This is a genomic window from Rhizobium sp. PAMB 3174, assembly GCF_052908375.1.
On the sequence record NZ_CM128608.1, the window covers coordinates 421,484 to 440,532 of the forward strand.

17 protein-coding genes are annotated in these 19,049 nt (G+C 60.1%); 3 read left to right on the forward strand and 14 right to left on the reverse strand.

All coding sequences use genetic code 11. From position 1 onward, the window contains the following. Positions 1 to 41 precede the first annotated feature (41 nt). From ACU5AY_RS02065 to ACU5AY_RS02075, 3 genes are all read right to left on the reverse strand, one after another. Entirely contained in the window at positions 42 to 1,427 is a 1,386-nt protein-coding gene (locus ACU5AY_RS02065; RefSeq protein ID WP_446827793.1) for an NtaA/DmoA family FMN-dependent monooxygenase, read from the reverse strand. A 359-nt stretch (positions 1,428 to 1,786) separates the two neighbouring features. Next, complete coding sequence (ribA, locus tag ACU5AY_RS02070) at positions 1,787 to 2,404, reverse strand: GTP cyclohydrolase II (protein ID WP_446827794.1); 618 nt, start codon at positions 2,402 to 2,404, stop codon at positions 1,787 to 1,789. Positions 2,405 to 2,523: 119 nt separating this feature from the next. Beyond that, complete coding sequence (locus ACU5AY_RS02075; protein WP_446822543.1) at positions 2,524 to 3,936, reverse strand: acyl-CoA dehydrogenase family protein; 1,413 nt, start codon at positions 3,934 to 3,936, stop codon at positions 2,524 to 2,526. Between the two features lie 173 nt (positions 3,937 to 4,109). Between ACU5AY_RS02075 and ACU5AY_RS02080 the strand changes: the two genes are divergently transcribed. After that, positions 4,110 to 4,748: a helix-turn-helix transcriptional regulator gene (locus tag ACU5AY_RS02080; protein ID WP_446822544.1), complete on the forward strand. Its 639-nt coding sequence runs from the start codon at positions 4,110 to 4,112 to the stop codon at positions 4,746 to 4,748. Positions 4,749 to 4,758: 10 nt separating this feature from the next. On the opposite strand, the gene ACU5AY_RS02085 is transcribed toward ACU5AY_RS02080, so the two are convergent. Beyond that, positions 4,759 to 6,054: an acyl-CoA dehydrogenase family protein gene (locus tag ACU5AY_RS02085; RefSeq protein WP_446827795.1), complete on the reverse strand. Its 1,296-nt coding sequence runs from the start codon at positions 6,052 to 6,054 to the stop codon at positions 4,759 to 4,761. 164 nt (positions 6,055 to 6,218) lie between these two features. Between ACU5AY_RS02085 and ACU5AY_RS02090 the strand changes: the two genes are divergently transcribed. Continuing rightward, positions 6,219 to 7,154 (forward strand): AraC-like ligand-binding domain-containing protein, encoded by a 936-nt coding sequence (locus tag ACU5AY_RS02090; protein ID WP_446827796.1) that lies wholly within the window; start codon positions 6,219 to 6,221, stop codon positions 7,152 to 7,154. Between the two features lie 560 nt (positions 7,155 to 7,714). Here ACU5AY_RS02090 and ACU5AY_RS02095 read toward each other — a convergent pair. From ACU5AY_RS02095 to ACU5AY_RS02115, 5 genes are read right to left on the reverse strand one after another with little or no spacing between them, the layout of a single operon-like run. Then, positions 7,715 to 8,470 carry a 5-formyltetrahydrofolate cyclo-ligase gene (locus ACU5AY_RS02095; RefSeq protein WP_446827797.1) on the reverse strand — a complete coding sequence of 252 codons (756 nt, stop codon included), beginning with the start codon at positions 8,468 to 8,470 and terminating at the stop codon, positions 7,715 to 7,717. 20 nt (positions 8,471 to 8,490) lie between these two features. Continuing rightward, positions 8,491 to 10,074, reverse strand: coding sequence for an ABC transporter permease (locus ACU5AY_RS02100; protein ID WP_446827798.1), 1,584 nt, complete (start codon positions 10,072 to 10,074; stop codon positions 8,491 to 8,493). After that, the gene (locus ACU5AY_RS02105; protein WP_446827799.1) at positions 10,064 to 10,834 is read right to left on the reverse strand and encodes an ABC transporter ATP-binding protein; all 771 of its coding nucleotides are present in this window, start codon (positions 10,832 to 10,834) and stop codon (positions 10,064 to 10,066) included. Before ACU5AY_RS02105 ends, ACU5AY_RS02100 begins: the two co-directional genes overlap by 11 nt. Beyond that, positions 10,834 to 11,805, reverse strand: coding sequence for an ABC transporter substrate-binding protein (locus tag ACU5AY_RS02110; protein WP_446827800.1), 972 nt, complete (start codon positions 11,803 to 11,805; stop codon positions 10,834 to 10,836). Before ACU5AY_RS02110 ends, ACU5AY_RS02105 begins: the two co-directional genes overlap by 1 nt. A 44-nt stretch (positions 11,806 to 11,849) precedes the next feature. Further along, complete coding sequence (locus ACU5AY_RS02115) at positions 11,850 to 12,587, reverse strand: 5-formyltetrahydrofolate cyclo-ligase (RefSeq protein ID WP_446827801.1); 738 nt, start codon at positions 12,585 to 12,587, stop codon at positions 11,850 to 11,852. Between the two features lie 104 nt (positions 12,588 to 12,691). On the opposite strand from ACU5AY_RS02115, the gene ACU5AY_RS02120 reads away from it, so the two are divergent. Then, positions 12,692 to 13,540 carry a MurR/RpiR family transcriptional regulator gene (locus tag ACU5AY_RS02120; RefSeq protein ID WP_446823139.1) on the forward strand — a complete coding sequence of 283 codons (849 nt, stop codon included), beginning with the start codon at positions 12,692 to 12,694 and terminating at the stop codon, positions 13,538 to 13,540. Positions 13,541 to 13,667: 127 nt separating this feature from the next. Here ACU5AY_RS02120 and ACU5AY_RS02125 read toward each other — a convergent pair whose 3' ends face one another. The 5 genes from ACU5AY_RS02125 to ACU5AY_RS02145 are packed head-to-tail and all read right to left on the reverse strand — an operon-like array spanning position 13,668 to position 18,927. Next, entirely contained in the window at positions 13,668 to 14,249 is a 582-nt protein-coding gene (locus ACU5AY_RS02125) for an ATP-binding cassette domain-containing protein (RefSeq protein WP_446827802.1), read from the reverse strand. Further along, positions 14,246 to 14,980, reverse strand: coding sequence for an ABC transporter permease (locus tag ACU5AY_RS02130; RefSeq protein WP_446827803.1), 735 nt, complete (start codon positions 14,978 to 14,980; stop codon positions 14,246 to 14,248). Before ACU5AY_RS02130 ends, ACU5AY_RS02125 begins: the two co-directional genes overlap by 4 nt. Next, on the reverse strand, positions 14,977 to 15,882 hold the full coding sequence (locus tag ACU5AY_RS02135; RefSeq protein ID WP_446827804.1) for an ABC transporter substrate-binding protein: 906 nt from the start codon (positions 15,880 to 15,882) through the stop codon (positions 14,977 to 14,979). The genes ACU5AY_RS02130 and ACU5AY_RS02135 overlap by 4 nt, the downstream gene beginning before the upstream one ends. Position 15,883: 1 nt before the next feature. Beyond that, on the reverse strand, positions 15,884 to 16,888 hold the full coding sequence (locus tag ACU5AY_RS02140; protein ID WP_446827805.1) for a class I SAM-dependent methyltransferase: 1,005 nt from the start codon (positions 16,886 to 16,888) through the stop codon (positions 15,884 to 15,886). Then, positions 16,882 to 18,927 carry a TonB-dependent receptor gene (locus ACU5AY_RS02145; protein ID WP_446827806.1) on the reverse strand — a complete coding sequence of 682 codons (2,046 nt, stop codon included), beginning with the start codon at positions 18,925 to 18,927 and terminating at the stop codon, positions 16,882 to 16,884. Before ACU5AY_RS02145 ends, ACU5AY_RS02140 begins: the two co-directional genes overlap by 7 nt. Positions 18,928 to 19,049: the final 122 nt, after the last annotated feature.

A 19,049-nucleotide genomic window follows, 5' to 3' on the forward strand; every position in this document is an offset into this window, starting at 1 on the left:
AAGGAAGGATCCGGCAAGCCGGATCCTGATCGTAGGGATGGTTATTCGGCGGCAACCGGTGCAGCATTGGAGAACGCGTTTCGGTATGCGGCACCCGGATGATTGTCGGGAAGCAGCGGGCCCCGTCCAAACATCTTCTGGCGAAGCGGGCCTTCGGCATAGTCCCGTTGAGCCAAACCGCGCGCCTGAAGCACCGGAGTCACATGGTCGATGAAATCGAGATAGGTCTCGGGATGAAGCTGGCAGATCATGTTGATGCCATCCACGCCCGCGTCCTGCCATCGCTCGAGCTCATCAGCAATGGTTTCCGGCGTGCCCACGATGCGGCAGTTATAGGAGAGCGCGTTGGCGACTTCCTTCACCGTCGCCTTCTCGCCGTTCGACTTTCCCATTTCTATCATACGCGCATAGCCCTGAAGGCCATCGAGACCGGACTCGTCAACTGGCTTGTCGGGATCAAGATTAGACAGATCGACGCCCATATCGCGGCTCACATGGGCGGCGAGCCCTTCGTAAAGGACCCACTCGTCGATTTCCGCAGCTTTCCGGGCAGCCTCTTCCATGGTGCTGCCGACCACGAATGACAAGCCCTGGATGAATTTCAGGTCCTCGGGTCCCCGTCCAACCTGTTCGGCAACCTTTTTTGTGCCGGCGATGCCAATACGAGCGCCGTTCACATTGGGATAGAGAATGAAGGTGCCCTCAGCGTGCTGCGCAGCAAATTGGCTGCCGCGTTTGGAGGCGCCGGCTTGGTAAAGCATGGGCGTGCGTTGGGGCGATGGAGCCACCAGATGCGGTCCCTGGACCTTGTATCGCTCGCCGACGTGATTGATATGATGCACCTTCGTGTGCTCACTGAACACGCCTCTCTCACGGTCGGCGACCATCGCGCCGGCTTCCCATGATCCTTCGAAGAGCTTGTAGACGACGTCCATATATTCATCCGCCCAGTCGTAGCGCTGGTCGTGTGGAACGATCTTGTCATGTCCGAAATTGCGAGCTGCATTATCGGTCACGCTTGTCACGATGTTCCAGCCAATTCGTCCGTGGCTGATGTGGTCGAGCGTGGAGGCCTTCTTCGCGAAGGCGAAGGGGTGTTCGGATAGGATCGAGCTCGTGAACACCAGGCCGAGGTTCTTTGTTACTCCAGCGAGGGCGGCGCAAAGCGTGAAGGTGTCGTTGCAGGGCATGTGGAGCCCCTGTTCGAAATAGGCGTCCCACTTGCCATCATAGGCCGGATCGATACCAAGGATGTCGGCGAAAAAGATCGCATCGAACTTTCCCTCTTCGAGTTTTTTGACAAGATTTGCCCACGTGTCAAAGTCATTGAATTTCGCGAGCTGGTTCCTCGGATGCCGCCATGTGCCGTGATAGATATGTGAGGGCACGTTCATGGTGAAGCAGTTGAAAATCATACGTTTGCGCATCTTGCTGTTCCCTTTGGTTATCGTTGGCCTAGAACCCAAAAGTTATGCTGCACTGCGGCAATCGTCTTGCCTTAAAGAGAACACTGTCTGTTCTGAGCGTGCAAAAAATCGGCTTCTGGCGGGCGGTTTCTCGGGAATGACCGGCAGAAGGGGATTTCCAGGTGCCGTCTTGGAGGAGACGATACCCGCTTGGTGTGGATTGGCCTTCCCGAGGTTACCGGCAGCGGAAATTTCGAGGCCAAGATCGGAGCCACCGGCATTCGAAACGACGTGGAAACGTGTGTCGCTGTATGTGTGGGCCGCGCGCATGCGTGGTCCTCAAGACGAACAGGAATTTGCAAACGTCATTTCGGAGGCGTTCAGCCCAGAGCCTCAAGAAAATGGCCGAAACGGTCTCTCTTGGCGGCGAGATAGACCGAGTTCGACGCGTTGATCGCGCCAATCAGTCCTCGCCGGCGGGAAACCACGATTCCGGCCGCCACCAGCTTCGAAACCTTCGCGGGATTGTTCGTCAGAAGCTCAACTTTCGTCAGTCCGAGATCACGAAGGATGGCCGCAGCCGCTTCAAATTCGCGAGCATCGGCCGCAAAGCCGAGTTGCTCGTTGGCATCCAATGTATCGAGGCCTGAGTCCTGCAGGGCATATGCGGCGATTTTGTTTGCCAGCCCGATACCTCTTCCTTCGTGGCCACGCAGATAGACCATACATCCAGATCCGGCTTCTCCGATGATCCTCAGAGCACCGTCCAGTTGTTCGCCACAGTCGCATCGAAGGGATCCCAAGGCCTCTCCTGTCAGGCATTCGGAGTGCACGCGGACGATTGGTGACTCCTGCCGCTCGGGCTGTCCGCAGACCATTGCGAGATGTTCAATGCCTGAGAAAACATCACGATAGGCAACCGCTCTGAAGAGGCCGTATCGGGATGGCATTGCGGCTTCAGAGTATCGAACGACACGTGTCTCCTGTGGAGGGGGCATCCGTATGGTCTCCTGTCCTCGGTTGGTCCATGGGCGTTCGGCACCGGCAACGCCGAACGGGGCAATCCGAACGACCCGGGCAGGCAGGCTGTCCGGGTCTTCGCGTTCGTTCCGGGACGTTATTCCGCGGCAACCGCAGCTGCATTGGAGTATCTCTTGTCCCAGTCGGCGACGGTGCCGATGCTTTCCATGGATTTTTCGAACACGACGGTCTCGTCCTCCATGATCGCACGGGGATTGAACCCTTCGTCAGCGATAACGCCATGAACGCGACGCCGCTGCATTCCCATGTTGCCCCCATCATAGATCGGCAAGACCGAGGCTTCACGGAGATAGCGCCCGAAGGCGTATTCAGTGCTTAGGCTGTTGACGCCGACGACCTGCATGCATTTGTAGATAACGTCGAACATGGCCTCGGTCGTATTGATCTTGCACATGGCGCCAACAAGTTCGGCATGCTGCTCGTGCTTGTCGAGATAGTCCGACGTGCGCCAGCAGAAGTAACGGGCCGACTCGATTTTCGCTGCGCAGTCTCCCAGAATGTAACCCACATTCTGGAAGCGGATGATCGGCGTCAGCGAACCTGCTGTATTGCTCTTGCAAAACTTCAGAGCAAGTTCGTAGGCGGAGCGGGCCATCCCGACGGCGGCGATGCCTGCGACCGGGCCGGACCAGGCGAAGTTCCGGTTGATGACGAAGTCGCCATTGCCTTCCGCACCCGGCAGGAGGTTCTCGACGGGTACGCGCGCGTTATTGAAGGTGATCAACGCATTGGATGCGGTACGGTGACCCTCCTTGTTGACAAACTGATAGCTTATGCCGGGCGTGCCGCGCTCCACGACGATTGCGGAAAGACCCTTGGTGCCGCCAGCATCCGGGTCGGTGCGGACGATCACGGTCTGGGCATTGACGCCCTTGGCATCCCACCCGCCTGCCGACGACCACTTCTTTTGACCATTCAGGACGAAGTGATCGCCATCGCGGACCGCCGTCAGTCCGATACCCGCAGGCCTCGGGAACGGATTGTCGAAGTTGGCGGTGCCGCCCGTGCCGCCCGGCGGCTCGCCCGCAGTCCAGCCGCCGAGGAATTCACCCGTCGGATCCGAAGTTGCCGCTCCGATGAAGCGTTTTTTTTGCTCCTCCGTGCCGTACCAGGATACCGGCATCAGGCCGAGGCCGTTGCAAAGGACAGTGCATGCGAAACCGGGATCGATTGCGCAGATTTCCTCGGCGGCAATGGTAAAGTCCAAGCACGACATTCCGCCGCCGCCGTATTCCTTCGGCAGCATCGCCATGGCGATGCCAGCCTTGTAAGCCTCGATATAAGCTCCCTTGGTCATGGCATGCGCCACCAGCGGATCGGGTTCGCGATCAGCTTCCGGAACGACCGGCGCAAGAATGTTTTCCGCAAACTCGCGTGCCGTCGCCTGAATTCTTCGCTGTTCAGGTGACATTGTGAAGTCAATTGCCATTGAAGTTCCCCTTATGAACGGCCGTCCGGTATGGTCGGCCTCTGATGCGCCCTTCGTCATGCCGGACGCGGATGCGGGCTTACGGTACTTTTGGCATAAAAAAATGTCAAAACATTTTTATGTTGAAAAAGTAGGCAGTTGTGCTTAAATTCTGATCGAAATGCCTCTCGGGGCAGATGTTGTTAAATGGCTGGTGCGCCTTTATAAAAAGCCGGTGTGTCGAAGGGGATTGAATGATGCTCAGCGGAGGAGGGACCCAGCGACGACTGCTCGCACAGCTTCTTGATGTCAAAAACGGTCTTTCGATCGACGATTTGGCACAGCGGCTCGATATCAGTCGGACGGCGGTCAAACAGCATCTTTCCGGGCTTGAGCGGGACGGTTACGTGGCGCGCGGAACCGCGCGCAAGACGGCCGGGCGTCCGGAGCAGACCTTCGTCCTTACTGACGACGGGATCGACGTATTTCCCAAGCAGTATTCATGGTTTTCCCGGGTGCTTCTGCAAACCCTCAGGTCGCGCATCGGCGAGGCCGATCTCGGGGAATTCATGTTCAATCTCGGCGTCGACATGTCCGCTGCGGCCCTGCCGCGCATCACTGGAAAAACTAGGAGCGAGCGCATTTTAGAGATCGTTCGTATCATGAACGAGACAGGGTTTGTCGCGCAGGCAATCGAGGGTGATGCCGGAAGCCTTGCTCGCATCGCATGCAAGAACTGCGTCTATCATGATCTGGCGAAGGATCATCCAGAAGTCTGTCGATTTGACATCGGCTTTATCAGTGGACTGATGGGGGCGGATGTGGAGCAGGAAGAGTGCATGCAGCGGGACGACGGACAAGTCTGTCGGTTCCGCTTCATTCCTTACGCCTAGCCAACTCTCGTTAGATCAGCGTCTTATCGAAGGGAGTGGCGGCAAGGTCCATGAAGGCTCGTGGAGCGAAGTCATCATGGCGCATCACGGTCCAGATTTTCCGCATTTGCATCCCCATGTTTCCCGCGTCGTACAAAGGGAAGACTGCCGCTTCGCGGAGATAGCGCTCGACCGGATGTCGGCGATCCAGCGCATTGACGCCCATCACTTTCATTGCACGGAAAACCGCGTCGAACAGCGTCTCTCCGCAGAACACCTTCGCCATAGCACAGATGGCATGCCCATGGCTTTCATTGTTGTCCAGATAATGCGCAGCCTTCCAGGCGAAAGCGCGGCACGCTTCGATCTTCATGGCGATGTCTGCGAGCGAATAGCCCACGGCCTGGTGGTTTATGATTGGCGTCGGCCCTCCTCCCGTGTAATTTTTGGACCATTCGAGTACATATTCGTAGGCAGAGCGGGCAACTCCGACGGCTGCGATCGCCGCAACAGGGCCAGACCATGTGAACGCCCGCGAAATTGCCAGGTCGCCCTGTCCGATTGCGAAGGCGTTTTCTTCCGGAACCCGGCAGTCTCTAAACACGATCGAGTTGTTCTGGCAGATGCGGTGGCCCAGCTTCGAGATGGGTTCCTCATACTCAACTCCGGCCGTGCCCCTGGGAATGATGATTGCCGACAGCCCTTCATTTCCGCCAAGCTCCGATGCCGTTCGGACGACGCAGACGTTCACATTCGCTCCGGCGAGGTCCCAACCGCCCGCGTTACATGGCCAGTATTTATGCCCATTGAGAACATACTCGCCGTTCGCCCGGTCATGCTTGGCTGTCAGGGATATTCCTGCGGGCCAGGGGGCTGGGTTGTCAAAATTTGCTGTGCCTCCAGGCGATCCCGCAGCTTCGCTGACAGTCCATGCGGCAAGATACTCGCCGCGAGGGTCACTCGTCGCAGGCACAAGCCATCTCTGCTTCTGCTCCTCGGAGCCGAACCACACAAGCGGCATCAGGGCAAGACCGTTGACGAGCAGGATCGTGGCAAAACCTGGGTCTACGGCGCAGATTTCTTCAGCGACCACCTGAAGGTCGAGGTTGCTGATTCCGCCTCCTCCGTACTGCTTGGGAATAAAGCCGGTTGCAAAGCCAAGCTTGTATGATTCTATGTAGGCGCCCTTGACCTCCTGAAAGGCCCGTTGCGGGTCCGGTTCTTCGTCGGCCTTCTTAATCCGCGGTGCTAGGATATCGTTCGCAAACTCCCGCGCAATGGATTGCAGGCGCTTCTGGTTGGCGGACAGCGTGAAGTCTATGGCCATGAAGGTCTCCAGAGTTCTTGCTCAGGATAATGCAATCCCCGTGCCAGGACATCGAAGTCCGCATCCCCGAGCGGCCAGTGGAATGCGACAGAGGACGCTTCGCCAGCCGATTGGCATGCAAATTGCCTATCTCTTTCCGAAACGGGAACTTCGGAGGCGACAGTATGGCATCCTGGAATGCAAGCGAATTGCCCGAGCGGGACCGCTTCCCCTATTGGAAGGAAGTTCTCTGCGAAGCCTATATTGCACTGAACCCCACTCTTGAGGGTGAACGACCCTTCCGTGGAGAGGTTCGGGCACACCTTCTCGATTCGATCAACGTGACCACAATCTCTTCGAGCAGGCAGAAAATCCATCGCCGACGTCTGGAAATCAGCCGCATGCCGCGAGAAGTCTACTTTCTGAATTTCCAGGTGAAGGGGCAGTGTCGGATGTTGCAGGGCGGCAGAGAAGCGCTGCTGGAACCAGGCGATTTTTCGCTGGTGGATTCAACCCAACCTTATCTCAATGACTACTGCAGTGATGATTGGACTCAGTACTCCTTCCGTATCCCGAGAGCTCTGCTCAAACCTCTGTTGAGGCAACCCGACAAGCAGACGGCCATAAGGATTACGAACGCGAATCCGATCGCGTCCGTCGCCGGGGATTATTTGAAGTCCATAGCGCGGAACGTGGAACAAATCGAAGCCGCTGCGACCCCAATAGCGAACCACATTGTCGAACTGGTCGCCATGGCTGCTGGAGTTTCCGTAGGCGCAGAAGACCGTGCTCGCGGGGCGCTGAGAGCGCAACTTTCGCGATCTCTTGCCCGGTTCATCGGTGCAAACGCCGCGGACCCTGAACTGACGCCCGCCAAGGCAGCTCAACACTTCAAAATATCCGTCCGGTACGTGCACCTTCTCCTTGAGGAAAGCGGTGAGACTTTCAGCCGCCTGCTGCTCAGGCGTCGTTTGGAGCGATGTGCCGAGGATCTCCGCGCCGAGGCTGTCGGTTCGATCGGTGAGATAGCCTTTCGTTGGGGATTCAACGATCTATCGCATTTCAGCAGAACTTTCAGGGGCCATTTCGGAGTGGCTCCCCGGGACTACAGGAGCCGGTAGGTTGCGCGCGTAGGTTCGCGCGAACATAGCGCGTGCGAGGCTTGATCCCCACACCCTTGGCCCGTAGGCACAATGTCTCCTATTGGCGCAAAGGAGACGAGCCTTCACTGCGAAAAATGACCGCTTTCAGAAACGGCAAGCGACCGCGCTTACGGCCGACTTGGGGCGCTTTGCTGACGTTGGTGGAGGCCATGGCATTGATCCAATTTATTCAGTTTGTGTCTACCTTTCGCCAGACTACTGTTGTTTCAGCAAAACGGGCTGAATTTTCAAGTCTCGGTGTAATCAGGCCCCCGCAACCAATTAAACACCCGCCCTAAAGGCGGGTTTTTTATTGTCAACGCGTCCGGAATTGAACTCCTCATCACAGCCCCCGCAAGAAGAACAAAGCCATCGTAGGGCCTATGGCGGTTCTGGACCCGGTTCGCCCAATGCAGGGAAAAGCTCTCACACGGTCCGGACACGAAGCCCGCCTTTTTGCTCAGGGCTCACTGCATTGATCCTCTGGACTCTGCGAACCCCAGAGGAAACTCGAGTCTCAGGTTAATCCCACGCCAGGTTCACAGGCCCATGGCCTTCAGTTCCTGCAGGGGCGGGATCGTATCGAACATGTGCTGGTCCAGCCGGTTCCAGATGATACCGCAGGTGGGCTTGTGTGGATTTTCGACCTCGATCGTTCGTGTCGGCGTGAAGATCACGTCAACGACCGTGTCGTACTCATCGGGCGTTAGCTTTTCCGTGAGGACCTGGCAGTCGTGCACCACGGCGGCGCAAGGAGTTTCGACGGAAATCCGACCGATCTGATAGAGCATGCCCCATTCGGAATCGAAGAAACCGTGGCCCTTGCCGAAGCGCACGCCCTCATGGTTGATCGCACCTGTGCCTGTCACCATGTAATCAACCTTCGGCAGGGTGGTCTGTATTCCGGCCAGCGTCAGGTGTTGCCCGACCCGCTCCATGCCGTCGAGCGTTGAAGCGTAGAGATAGAGATCCGGCGCGATCTGCGCCGGATCGAGCAGCCAGAAACCGCGTTTGATGGAATAAGTGGTCATCAGCACGACCTTACCGTCCTTCAGCGCCTGCAGGCGCAGCCGGTCGAGGCAATTGTCGGGCGTAATGAAGATGAGCCTTGCGTTGCGGTAATAAGCGTTGTCGGTCAGTCGCTGCACCGCCTCCTCGCCGCCCTCGAAGTCGGCGATGAATTCGCCGAAATCGAAATGAAATCGGCTGTCGGCGACGGCGACCTTGCGCAATTCGCTCCAGACGCGCTCGCGCACTGAGGATTTATGATCGGCGATTTCAGCGGCTGTAGACATGATTGCTCCTCTGATGGATTTTAGTTCGCCGGCTGCATGCCGCGCCTTTGCAGCACGCGCCGTTCGATGATGATGACGATCTGATAGAAAAGGACGGAGATGAGGACCGAGACGACGGCGACGGTCCAGATCATCCCGTAGTCGAGATAGCCGCGGGACTGGTTCAGCAGATTGCCGAGCCCGGTTCCCGTCGCCAGCCACTCCGCAATCATGACGCCCAAAAGCGCGCGCGGCACGGCGAGCCGCATGGCGGCAAAGAGATAGGGCAGCGATGCCGGGACAGACACGAGGCGCAATTGCGTGAGCGGGTTCGCGCCATAGGCCCTTACCACGTCGAGCGCGCCGCGCGACACCATGGCCAGCCCCTGCGCCAGCGTCACAAATGCCGGAAAGAACGTCACCGAAACCGTGATCCACAGGATGACGGAAGGCCCGCGCCCAAGTAGGAGAACGAGGAGTGGCGTCAGCGCAACGAGCGGCATGGTCTGCGTGACCAGCGCCACCGGCATGAAGGAACGCACGATACCGGGCCGCACGACGGAGGCGAGCGCCAGCGCGAATGCAAAGGCAAGGCCTGCGGCCATGCCGAGAAGCGTTAGTGGCAGCGTCTGTGTCAGCGCGGACAGGAGCCGGAGTTGCGCAGTCTCGGCAGATGGAGCGAGGAAGAGGTAGTCGATCACGCCGAGCGGCGTCTTGGCGATCATCGACGGAGTGCCGAGAAGCTTCAGGAGGCCCCACCATACGACCAGAGGAAGCATTGCCGAAGCGAAGGCGAACGCCGCTCCCGAAAACCAGCCGATGGCGAGCGGCGCGCCTGGCGGCGTCGCGGCAACGGTGACGGCGCGCGTCGCATGGGTGATCCGCGCTTCGATCAGGGCGAAGATCGCATATGCGACCAGCGCCATGCCGGTGGCAGCAAGGCCGATGCCCCAAAGCCGTGCAGGTTCAGCCCGTCCAAGCGAGCCGATGAGATAAACGCCGAGCCCGTAGCGTCCGCCGCCGCCGAACTCGGCCAGAACCGAGCCGAGAACTGCAGCAGGTGCGGCCACCCGCAGTCCCGCCAGGATTGCCGGTAAGGCGGACCGGATTTCCACAAGACGAAGCAGCGCCAAACGCCCGCCGCCATAGGCGCGCACGACATCCAGCATGCGCCGATCCGTCTGGGTGATTCCCGTCACCGTGGCGCTCATGGTGACAAAATAACAGCCGAGCGCGGCCAGCACGACGCGCGGCGTCATGCCGGAAAACGTGAGTACCAGGATCGGCGAGATGGCAATCGGCGGAAGCGCGAAGATCGCAACATTCAGTCCACGTCCGAGCCGAGCCGCAACAGGCGAAGCGGCGAAGAGAATGCCGGCGGCAACCGCCACGAAATTGCCGATCAGGAATCCGAGTGCTGCGCCTTCGAAAGTCGCCAGGAGATGCAACGGATAGTCGCCGCGATCCTGCCAGAATCGGATGAGCACGGCGCTCGGGGCTGGCAGCGCGCCACCCGCAACCAGCTTGAGCCGGCCCAGGATCTCCCAGACGGACAGCAGGATGAGGAGGTTGAGAAGGCCGGCCAGACGCTTCCCCCTCCGGCCAGCGGCGGCGTCAATGGCCATCCAACGCCTCCGTGATCTCATCCTCAAGGGCGTGAAACGCCTCCGTCGTGAAGATATCCGGCAGGCGTGGGCGTGGCAGATGAATATCGACAATTCTGCCGATCCGGCCCGGCCGGCTCTGCATGACGACAACACGGTCGGCAAGAAACACCGCCTCATCGATGCCGTGCGTTACGAGAAGTGTGGTGGCCCGGCTTTCCATCCAGATTCGCTGCAGTTCGACATTCATCTGCCGGCGCAGGATCTGGTCGAGCGCGCCGAAAGGCTCATCCAGAAACAGAACCTGCGGTTCGGTGACGAGCGCGCGGGCAATTGCCACACGCTGGCGCATCCCGCCGGAAAGCTCGCCCGGCAGCGCCCTTTCAAAACCCTTGAGGCCCACAAGGTCGATCAATCCTGCAATCTTGCCGACATAATCGTACCGCTTGCGGCCAAGCACATCGAGCGGCAAGGCAATATTGTCCTCAACGCTGCGCCAGGGCATGAGCGCGGCATCCTGAAAGGCGACACCGGTCAGTCCGGCCTTGGCCGCGGCCTGTGGCGACTGCCCCGAAATCGAGATCGTACCGCTTGACGGAGCATCAAGGCCGAGCGCCAGGCGCAGCATGGTGGATTTGCCGCAGCCCGACGGTCCGATCAGCGCCGTGAACGAGCCGGCCGGGCAGTCCAGCGAAACACGGTCGAGCGCCTGTACGACGGTCTCGCGCGCGGCAAAGGCGCGCGAGACTTCCTTCAGTGTGATGCCGACGCCCGTCGTCATCATACTTCTTCGAGAACGGTGGTGTCGAAATGCGTACGCTTGGCCTTTATGCCAACGGCGGCCAGCGCTTCGATGTTGGCGGCGATCGACTCTTCGCTCATCGAGAATATGCCCATGGAGCTCTCGATCAACGGCTTCTGCGCTGTGTTGAAGTAGACCTCGTTTTCAACGGAACGGCCGGTGCCCTTATACCAGGTGTCGGCGAACTGCTTCGGATAGACAGTTGGATCCTTCAGGTTCTCGTCCCAGCCCTTGCGGCTGGCTTTGAGAAAGGCGACGATTTCCTTGCGCTTGGTCTTCAGGGTCTCTTCGGTGACAACGACAGTGTCGTTGAAGATTGTGAAGCCGAAATCGTAGAGGAGGAAGGAGGTAGCCTCCTCGCCCGCCTGTTTGATGGTGAAGGGGACGTTGGTCGTGAAGTCCAGCGACGCATCGATCTCACCCTTGATGAGCGGGGTTGGATCGTAAGCGTAAGGGACGATATTGACCTTGGAGCGGTCGATGCCGGATATCTTCAGCATGGCCTCGACGGACACGACGTTGACAGGCGGGACGGCCAGCGTCTTCCCGATCAGGTCCTTCGGCTCCCGGATCGGGTTCTTGGCGAGCGAAACGATGCCGATCGGGTTCTTCTGATATTGCGCGCCGATAATCTTGAAGGGTGCTGCCTGCTCCACGATCGCCTTGATCGTCGTATCCGGCGTGGTGAGCGTCAGATCGGCCTTGCCGGCGATGATCGCACTTTCGGGAATGACATCCGGACCACCGGACATGTAATTCAGATCAAGTCCGGCCTCCTTGTAGTAGCCCTTGTCGGCGGCAACGAAATAGCCGGAGAATTCCGCATCGTTGATCCACGACGCCTGAAAGTTGAAGGGCGTCGCGGCGGCAGCCCGGCGCGCAACCAGCGGCGTTGCGGCGGCGGCGCCCATCAGTCCCATGAAATGCCTGCGGTTGAGTGTCATACGCATTGTCAAACTGCTCCTGCTCTGAAGTGAAGTTATTGTTATTAAAGTCAAACGACGCCGCGCATATGCGCGAGTTCCTTCAGCGGCGGCGTGGCCAGGATTTCCTCGCGCGTCAGCCGTTCCAATTTAATGCCGCGCGGCCTGCGGCCACTGCGCTCGATGGTCGAAAGTCTTGAAGGCGTAGCGATGTAATCAGCCTGGATATCGGTATCGCTGACATTCATCTGCTCGTCGATCACCTGCACGTCGTGCACGACAGTGCCAACCGGCGTCGCCTCATCCACAAGGCCGAGATCGGTGAACATGCCCCATTCGAGATCGAAATAGGTGTGCCCCTTGCCGAAACGGATGCCGTCCCTCGTGACGGCAGATGCGCCGGTCGCCAGAAAATCGAAGCGGCCGATATGCGTCAATTCCGCCAGATTGACCGGCCGCGCGAAATGCTCCATGCCGTCGAGCCAGGCGGCAAAAATTGCTTGCTCCGGCTTTACCTTGCCGGGTTCCATATAGAGGAAGCCGCGCTGCATGTTGTAGGTCGACATCACGAAGGCCTTGCCTTCGGCAATCAGTCGTCGCCGCACTTCAGTCATCGAATTGTCCGGCGTGACAAAAGCGAGCTTGCTTCGTTTCCACACGTCCAGCCCAGCCAGCCTGTCAACCGCCTGCTCAACGCCATCGAAGTCGGGAATGAACTCGCTGAAACTCAGATGAAACCGCGTGTCGGGACGGGCAACCGCCTTCAAGCTTTCCCAGACTTTCTGCCGAAAAACGCGCGGTTGCGCCATGGTGGCCTCCGTTTCATTGTTTCATAACTGTGAAACATCAGTTTCATTATTGCAAGAGGGGTGATAATCTTTTTATTCAGAGCGACGGAAACCCGGAGAGAACCTTGGCCTCACGTCTCGTCTTGCGCATTCAGGAACGCTACGCCCAGCTGACCGCCGGCGAGCAGAAGCTTGCGCAGCTTATCCTCGATCGGCAGGATGATATCCTCACCCATTCGGCGACCGAGATCGCCGAAATGGCCGGCGTGTCGAAGGCGACCGCAGCGCGCTTCTTTCAGCATCTAGGCTATGCAGACTTCAATGAGGTGAAACTGCAGGCGCGTGAGGAGCGCAACCGCACGGAGCCCTATGGCTATTCCGTCACCAATTCGGAGCAGGTAGCACTTGGCCGCACGATTGGCGCGCATCTGGAACTCGAGCTGAAAAACCTCACGAAGACCTTCGAGGAAATGCGCTCGGACAAGGTGCGCGAGGCAGCCGAACTGATCAGCGCAGCACCAAAGGTCTGGATCTTGGGCCTTGGAACGGAGGAAGGCGTGGCGCGTTATGCGCGGCTTCTCTTCTCCAGGCTCCGGCACGATGTGATGATCCTCGGCATAAATCAGGGGTCATGGGCGGAAGACCTTGCGATGACGGGTCCGAAGGACGTGCTGATCCTCATCACGCTGCCGCCGCAACAACCGATCCTGAAACCCATCCTCAGCCACGCAGCGACAAGCCGCCTCAATGTCATCACCATCACCGACCGGACGTCCATGCTGGAAGCGCAGCGTTATTCAAGCGTCGTCCTGCCTTGCCACGTGGCGAGCTTCGCGCTCGGTCCTTCGCACACGACGATTTTGAGTACAGTGCGGTTGCTGGCGTTGACATTCGCAGCACATGCCGGCCGCTCAGCGCAGCGGCGCGCCGAAATCATCGTCGCCATTCACGAAGAAATCGGGGATCACGGATAGCGCTCATCCACTTGGGTTTCCGGAGAGCGTCGTGCCAAGTCGGCAGTTGACGCATCCATGTCGTCCCGCCGGGGGCAAGTTGGGTAGCACCTCACAGTCTTTCTTGCGGGCGTAGGCGGTCCATCCTTCAGGGCAGCGAAAATCTTGCAGCATCTCGGGCGACTAGCCGTGCCGGGTCGTGGCTGATCTCGACCAGGGAGAAGCCGTCCAGGGCGCGCTGCGCCCGGATCAGATCGCAGGCGCGATGCCAGGTCGACATGTCAAGCCCGCCGAAGGCCTCGTCGAGTAGCAGGATGTCGGGGCGGACCAGTAGGGCGCGGATCAGCGCCACACGTTGCGCCTGACCTTTCGAGAGCGCGCTGCAAGGGACGTTCTGTAATCCTTCCATCTTGAGTGCTTCAAGCTTCGCCGCAGCATCCGTGGGCGATTGCGGGGCGACAAACATGAGATTGTCCATGACCGACAGCCGTGGCAGCAGGCGCGGCTCGGCAAAGGCCATGCCGATCCTGCGGGGCAGGGCGGTGATGTGACCCGATGTCGGGCGCTCCAGCCCAGCGATCATGCGCAGCAGGCTGGTCTTACCCGCACCGCTCGGGCCGGTCAGGCGCAGGTTTTCGCCCCTGCGGATTGTCAGCGACAGGTCTTGAAAGACCGGGGCAGGACGGCCGGGATAATGAAGGCCTGCGGCTTCGGCGGAGAAAAGGGTCATGACCGGTTTCTCGTAGGGGTCAGCGCCGCGAGGGCTGCCTCGGAAAGACCGATCAGGGCAAGGATCACAATCACCAGCGCGAACAGCCGGTCGGTTTGCAGCCAGCTTTGCGCGCGTTGGACCGCGGCGCCGAGGCCCTCCGTGCCTGACAGAAGCTCCGTGAGCAATGTGACGCGGATCGAATTGGCCACCGCGACGCGCAGGGCCGGAGCAAGAGCGGTCCATAGCGCCGGCAGCGCGATCCGGTGCAGGCGACGCATCAGAGGTACGCGAAACAGATGCGCCATCTCGCGCAGTTGCGGATCCATCGCGTTCATGCCCTCGGCAATGGCGATTTGGAAGACCGGCAGGAGCAGCGCCGCAACAGTCAGGACGGTGGTCGTGGTGCCACCGTCGAACCAAAGTATGCAAAGGATGGCAAGGATCGGCGCGGGCAGGCCCATCAATACCAATCGCAGGGGCCCGAGCAGTGCCGAGACAACCGGCCAACGCCAGCCCACCAGGCCGAGTGACGCACCGAAGGTGAAGGCCAATACCAGCCCCGCGACGGCTCGGCCAATGCTGGGAACGAGGGTGCCGGTCCAGAAGGCTGGATCAGTGATGATCTGAACAAGGGCCGTTGCGACCGTCAGTGGGCCTGGCAGGATTGCGGGCAGGCTGTTGTTCGCGGCAAGTGACCAGAGCAATAACAAGGTCGCAAGGCCGGTCAAGAAAGCCAGACGCTGTGTCATTTGCCGTAAAAGTCCTGCCCCGGCAGTCTTCCTCCGATGGCGGCGGGCTCCAGTTCCATGATCGCGGAATAGAAGTCGGCCAGCACATCCGCCTTTTCTGGCATCGGCAGGTCCGCCGGTTGGATGCGGGCAAAGCCCTCACTGGCCCCACCCATCTCCGGGAAATGCTTTGCCAGCAGTTTGGCGGCGCTGGACGGATTGGCGGAAAGGTCGGAAAAAGCCTCGTGATAGGCAGAAAGCACGTTCGGCCTGTCTCGGAAGGCAGGGTTGACCACGATCACTCCGGCCGGCGGGCAATCGGCCAGTGCCGTCGCGTCCCGCCACAGCGCGCAGAGGTCCGCGCGTCGGCTCAGGGTCTCGTCCTGAGCCAGTGCCAGCGTTGCTAAGGGCTCTGGCAGCATGGCGTTCTCGACCTTGCCGGCCAGCAGGAGCTGCATGCCGGCGACCAGACTGCCGGTGTAATACGGTTGCCAGCTGGCCGGACCGGGTTCGGCAATGCGGCGCATCATCAGGTCGGGAAGATAGCCCTTGAAGGGCAGTGCGAGGCTCACGCCCGCCAGATCGCGCAGATCCATGACCTTGCCGCCCAGTCCGATGATCGAGATGCTGCCCTTTGTGATCGTGGCCGAGACCACGCGCAGATCCAGGCCGTTCGCGTCGAAGATCGCCGCCGTTGGTGAAGGGGCGACTGCCATCAAAGGCGTTTCCGCCATCACCCGCTTGCGTAGCTCCTCGGGACTCGCCCAGGGGCGGAAGGTAAAGGTAACCCCCTCGACAGGCTGGCTCTCGGTCAGCGCGATCAGCGGCGCGCTTTCCCATGTCGGCGGGCCGGAGAGCAGGATGTCTTCGGCCTGCGCTGGCAGCGGCAGCATGGAGATGAGGATGAGGAGCAGGCGGCGCATGTCAGGCCTCTTTGCGGGCGGCATCCAGACGGAAGCGGCCGAAGGGTATGGAAAGGAGCTGTGAAGTCGGGCGGACGAGGCCGGCCCCGGCCATGGCATCGGCGATTTCGCCATCGGTGAAGGACACATCACCCTGTCGCAGTGCCGGCATCAGCCGCCCTAAAACATGCTCAGGCGGTGCCGTGCGATGATCCGTGAGCGCCTCGTGAAAGCTGACCAGTACGCCACCCGGTGCCAGTCGCTCGGCCAGCCTGGAGATCAGTGCGGGCACGCCACTGTCGTGGAAGTAAAGCGTCATCGAACACCAGACGATGTCGAAAGGCCCGTCGGGCAGGGACTGATTGTAGTTTCCGGGCAACACAGTGATCGGCAGGTCAGGGGTCTCCGCCCTGATCCGCTCCGCCACCGGGGCCAGATCGAACAAGGTGATCCGCAGGTCCGGACGCTGCTTGAGCAGGCCCACGGCGAGCGCAGATGACCCCGGCCCGATCTCAAGCAGGGTCCGGGCACTCGGCCATTCGGGAAGGCCGGTCAGGCAGGGGCCCATCGCATCTGCGGCGATCGCCCGGTGAAATTCCGCCAGGGAGCGGTAATGGGCATCCCAATGCGCATCGTCGAACAGCTTCGTTCCGGAGGCGAAGGTTGCCCCCGCCATCAGGGCGCTGAATTGATCGATGCCGGCATGCCGCGTCTTCGCCATCATGCGCAGTGTCTCGACCATGCTGCGCGGGCTGTCCGTTGCCACGAAAGGCAGAATCCCCGGCGCAGTGCGATAACCCGCGTCGCTGACCTCCATGAACCCGGCCGCGACCATGGCGCGCAAAGCAAGGGTAAGTGGCCCTTCGGGCAGATCCATGCGCTTTGCCAGCTGATGCGGCGCCAGGGGGCTTTGGCAAACGTCGAACACTTTGCTCTCCAGCGCCCAGTCCAGAAGCGCGTAGCGGATCGGGCCTTCCAGTGTTTGCAGCAAAAGGCCGATGCCGGCCTGACATCCAGAGTTCACCATGTCATTTTCCAGTTCATGCCAAAGGTGCGCGGGCTGCCATCCTCGACCACCACGCCGCGGATCGTGGAGGCGGCGGTGCTGTAGTATTCCTCGTCGAAAAGATTCTTCGCCCAAAGCGTCAGTTCACCTCTGCCCAGCTTGCGCGAGATTTCGGCATCGACCGTGACAAGGCCATCCTGTTTCACGGTGTTGCCCGGATCGAACCAATAGCTGCCCGATCCGTTCAAGCTGACCTGCGCGCGCCAGACCTCTCCCCGATGTGTGACTGCCAGGCCCCAGGTGGTCTCCGGCGCCATGGGCAGGGCATTGCCGGACCAGTCGACAGGAACCAGTGTTCCAGTGGTCAGATCCATGGAGGTCGTGCGGAAGGAGGTCGCCCGGGCTCGCTGCCAGCCTGCATTGACGGCAATCTCCCAGCCCGCGCCCAAGGGGGCCGTGAGTTCCGCCTCGATGCCATAGCTTTCAGTCTCGCCGGCGTTTGAAATGTATTGCGCGGCACCGGGGATGGTTTCGGTGATCTGCTTGTCCTTCACGGTGGTGTGGAACGCGGCAAGGTTCAGCGTAGCGCCATTGGCGAACTCCTGCTTCACTCCGATCTCGGCGCTCCAGCTGTACTCCGCGGCATAGGTCAGACTGTCGGCACTGTTGGCGAAGCCGTAATTGTAACCCGCCGGCATATAGCCGCGGGCATAGCTTGCATGGAGCAGGGTCGAGTCAGAGAGGTCATAGGCCAACGTCAGCTTGGGCAGAACCGTGGTCGAACTGTCGCTGCCCTCATAGCGCAGCTTCGCCAAGGGTGACGTGAAGCTCTGCCAGGCATCGGACGAGATGTGGTCGACCCGCAGCCCGGCTCCGACGCGGAGACGGTCGGCAAGCGCGTATTCGGCGAAGCCGTAAGCCGCCGCGCCAATCTGGTCGATCTCGGTATGGCGGTCGGTCGACATGGAGCCGAGATTGAAATCGGCATCCGTATCTTGACTGAAGGCGTTCAGGCCCACCACCCACTTCACAGGTCCCTCGCTGGTCGAGGTCAGGCGGACCTCCTGGGATATCGTGCGATCGCTGAGATCCATCTCGGTGACGCCGAGCAGTAGAGGAGAGCCGTCGAAATCCAGCACGAAATCGCGGTCGAACGTGGTGAGGCCGGTAATCGCGGTCAGATCGAACCCTTCAAAGCTGGTGCCAAATTCCAGCGCGGTGACGGATGTGCGGCGTTGCTCCCATGAAGGGTCGGAATAGACGCTTTCATAGCGGTCGGTTGCAAGCGGGCCGGAGACATAGCGGAACTGTTCCTTGTTGAATTTCTGGTCCTCGACCAGCGTGGTCAGTCGCAGATAGCTTCCATCCAGCGAATCCCATTCCACTCCGGCGAAGCCGGTGGTGCGCTGGTTTTTACCGCCGTCATCGGCCCCCGTGACGGGGTTCGAGATCACGCCTGGATCGCGGGCATGTTCCACCCCGAAGACCAGCGCGGGGCCATCCGCAGCGCGACCCGACCAGAGAACCGAGCCATTGCCGCCAATCGGAGACGCCCCCGCATCGGAGCCCGAGAAGCCGAGATTGATTTCGCCGCCCTCGCTGCTGCCAGGTTTGATCGTTTCGAAGGTCACAAGCCCGGCTTCCGAGTTGCGCCCGAAGGTCGTGCCCTGCGGCCCCTTCAACAGCGTCACATTCTCCGCGCCAAAGAAGTGCGGCAACTGGATCGTGCCCATCGGCAGCGCCACGCCGTTCACCAGATAGCCGACCGGATCGGCGAGCGCGTTGTCAAAGGACGTCATACCGCGAACCACCAGACGCTCCTGGGAATTGGCGCGCTGGAAGACAGTGTTGGCGGAACGGGTCGCCATGGCGCTGAGATCGGGTGAGACCGGCTGCTTCAGTTCGTCATGGCTGAGCGCCGTTGCCGTCACCGCGACCTTGTGCGCGAGTTCCTGCCTGCCATCGGCGAAAACGGTGATCTCATCGAGATAGACCGTGTCTTCTTCTGCGAGCGCCGTATTCGCCACAAGACCTCCAGCCAGTAGGGTGGGCAGACTCAAGAACGCGCTGCTGCTCAAAAACAATCGGGACAAGTGATATTGGGACATGCACGGCCTCCTTTTCGTGGAGGTTCGTGCCATGGCTGATCGTGCGAATCTTGAAGTTGACGAAATTACTCTTG

Excerpts from the sequence above, each read along its gene's own strand:
- ACU5AY_RS02065 (WP_446827793.1), bottom strand. The coding sequence starts at position 1,427 with ATGCGCAAACGTATGATTTTCAACTGCTTCACCATGAACGTGCCCTCA.
- ribA (WP_446827794.1), bottom strand. The coding sequence starts at position 2,404 with ATGCCCCCTCCACAGGAGACACGTGTCGTTCGATACTCTGAAGCCGCA.
- ACU5AY_RS02075 (WP_446822543.1), bottom strand. The coding sequence starts at position 3,936 with ATGACGAAGGGCGCATCAGAGGCCGACCATACCGGACGGCCGTTCATA.
- ACU5AY_RS02080 (WP_446822544.1), top strand. The coding sequence starts at position 4,110 with ATGATGCTCAGCGGAGGAGGGACCCAGCGACGACTGCTCGCACAGCTT.
- ACU5AY_RS02085 (WP_446827795.1), bottom strand. The coding sequence starts at position 6,054 with ATGGCCATAGACTTCACGCTGTCCGCCAACCAGAAGCGCCTGCAATCC.
- ACU5AY_RS02090 (WP_446827796.1), top strand. The coding sequence starts at position 6,219 with ATGGCATCCTGGAATGCAAGCGAATTGCCCGAGCGGGACCGCTTCCCC.
- ACU5AY_RS02095 (WP_446827797.1), bottom strand. The coding sequence starts at position 8,470 with ATGTCTACAGCCGCTGAAATCGCCGATCATAAATCCTCAGTGCGCGAG.
- ACU5AY_RS02100 (WP_446827798.1), bottom strand. The coding sequence starts at position 10,074 with ATGGCCATTGACGCCGCCGCTGGCCGGAGGGGGAAGCGTCTGGCCGGC.
- ACU5AY_RS02105 (WP_446827799.1), bottom strand. The coding sequence starts at position 10,834 with ATGACGACGGGCGTCGGCATCACACTGAAGGAAGTCTCGCGCGCCTTT.
- ACU5AY_RS02110 (WP_446827800.1), bottom strand. The coding sequence starts at position 11,805 with ATGCGTATGACACTCAACCGCAGGCATTTCATGGGACTGATGGGCGCC.
- ACU5AY_RS02115 (WP_446827801.1), bottom strand. The coding sequence starts at position 12,587 with ATGGCGCAACCGCGCGTTTTTCGGCAGAAAGTCTGGGAAAGCTTGAAG.
- ACU5AY_RS02125 (WP_446827802.1), bottom strand. The coding sequence starts at position 14,249 with ATGACCCTTTTCTCCGCCGAAGCCGCAGGCCTTCATTATCCCGGCCGT.
- ACU5AY_RS02130 (WP_446827803.1), bottom strand. The coding sequence starts at position 14,980 with ATGACACAGCGTCTGGCTTTCTTGACCGGCCTTGCGACCTTGTTATTG.
- ACU5AY_RS02135 (WP_446827804.1), bottom strand. The coding sequence starts at position 15,882 with ATGCGCCGCCTGCTCCTCATCCTCATCTCCATGCTGCCGCTGCCAGCG.
- ACU5AY_RS02140 (WP_446827805.1), bottom strand. The coding sequence starts at position 16,888 with ATGGTGAACTCTGGATGTCAGGCCGGCATCGGCCTTTTGCTGCAAACA.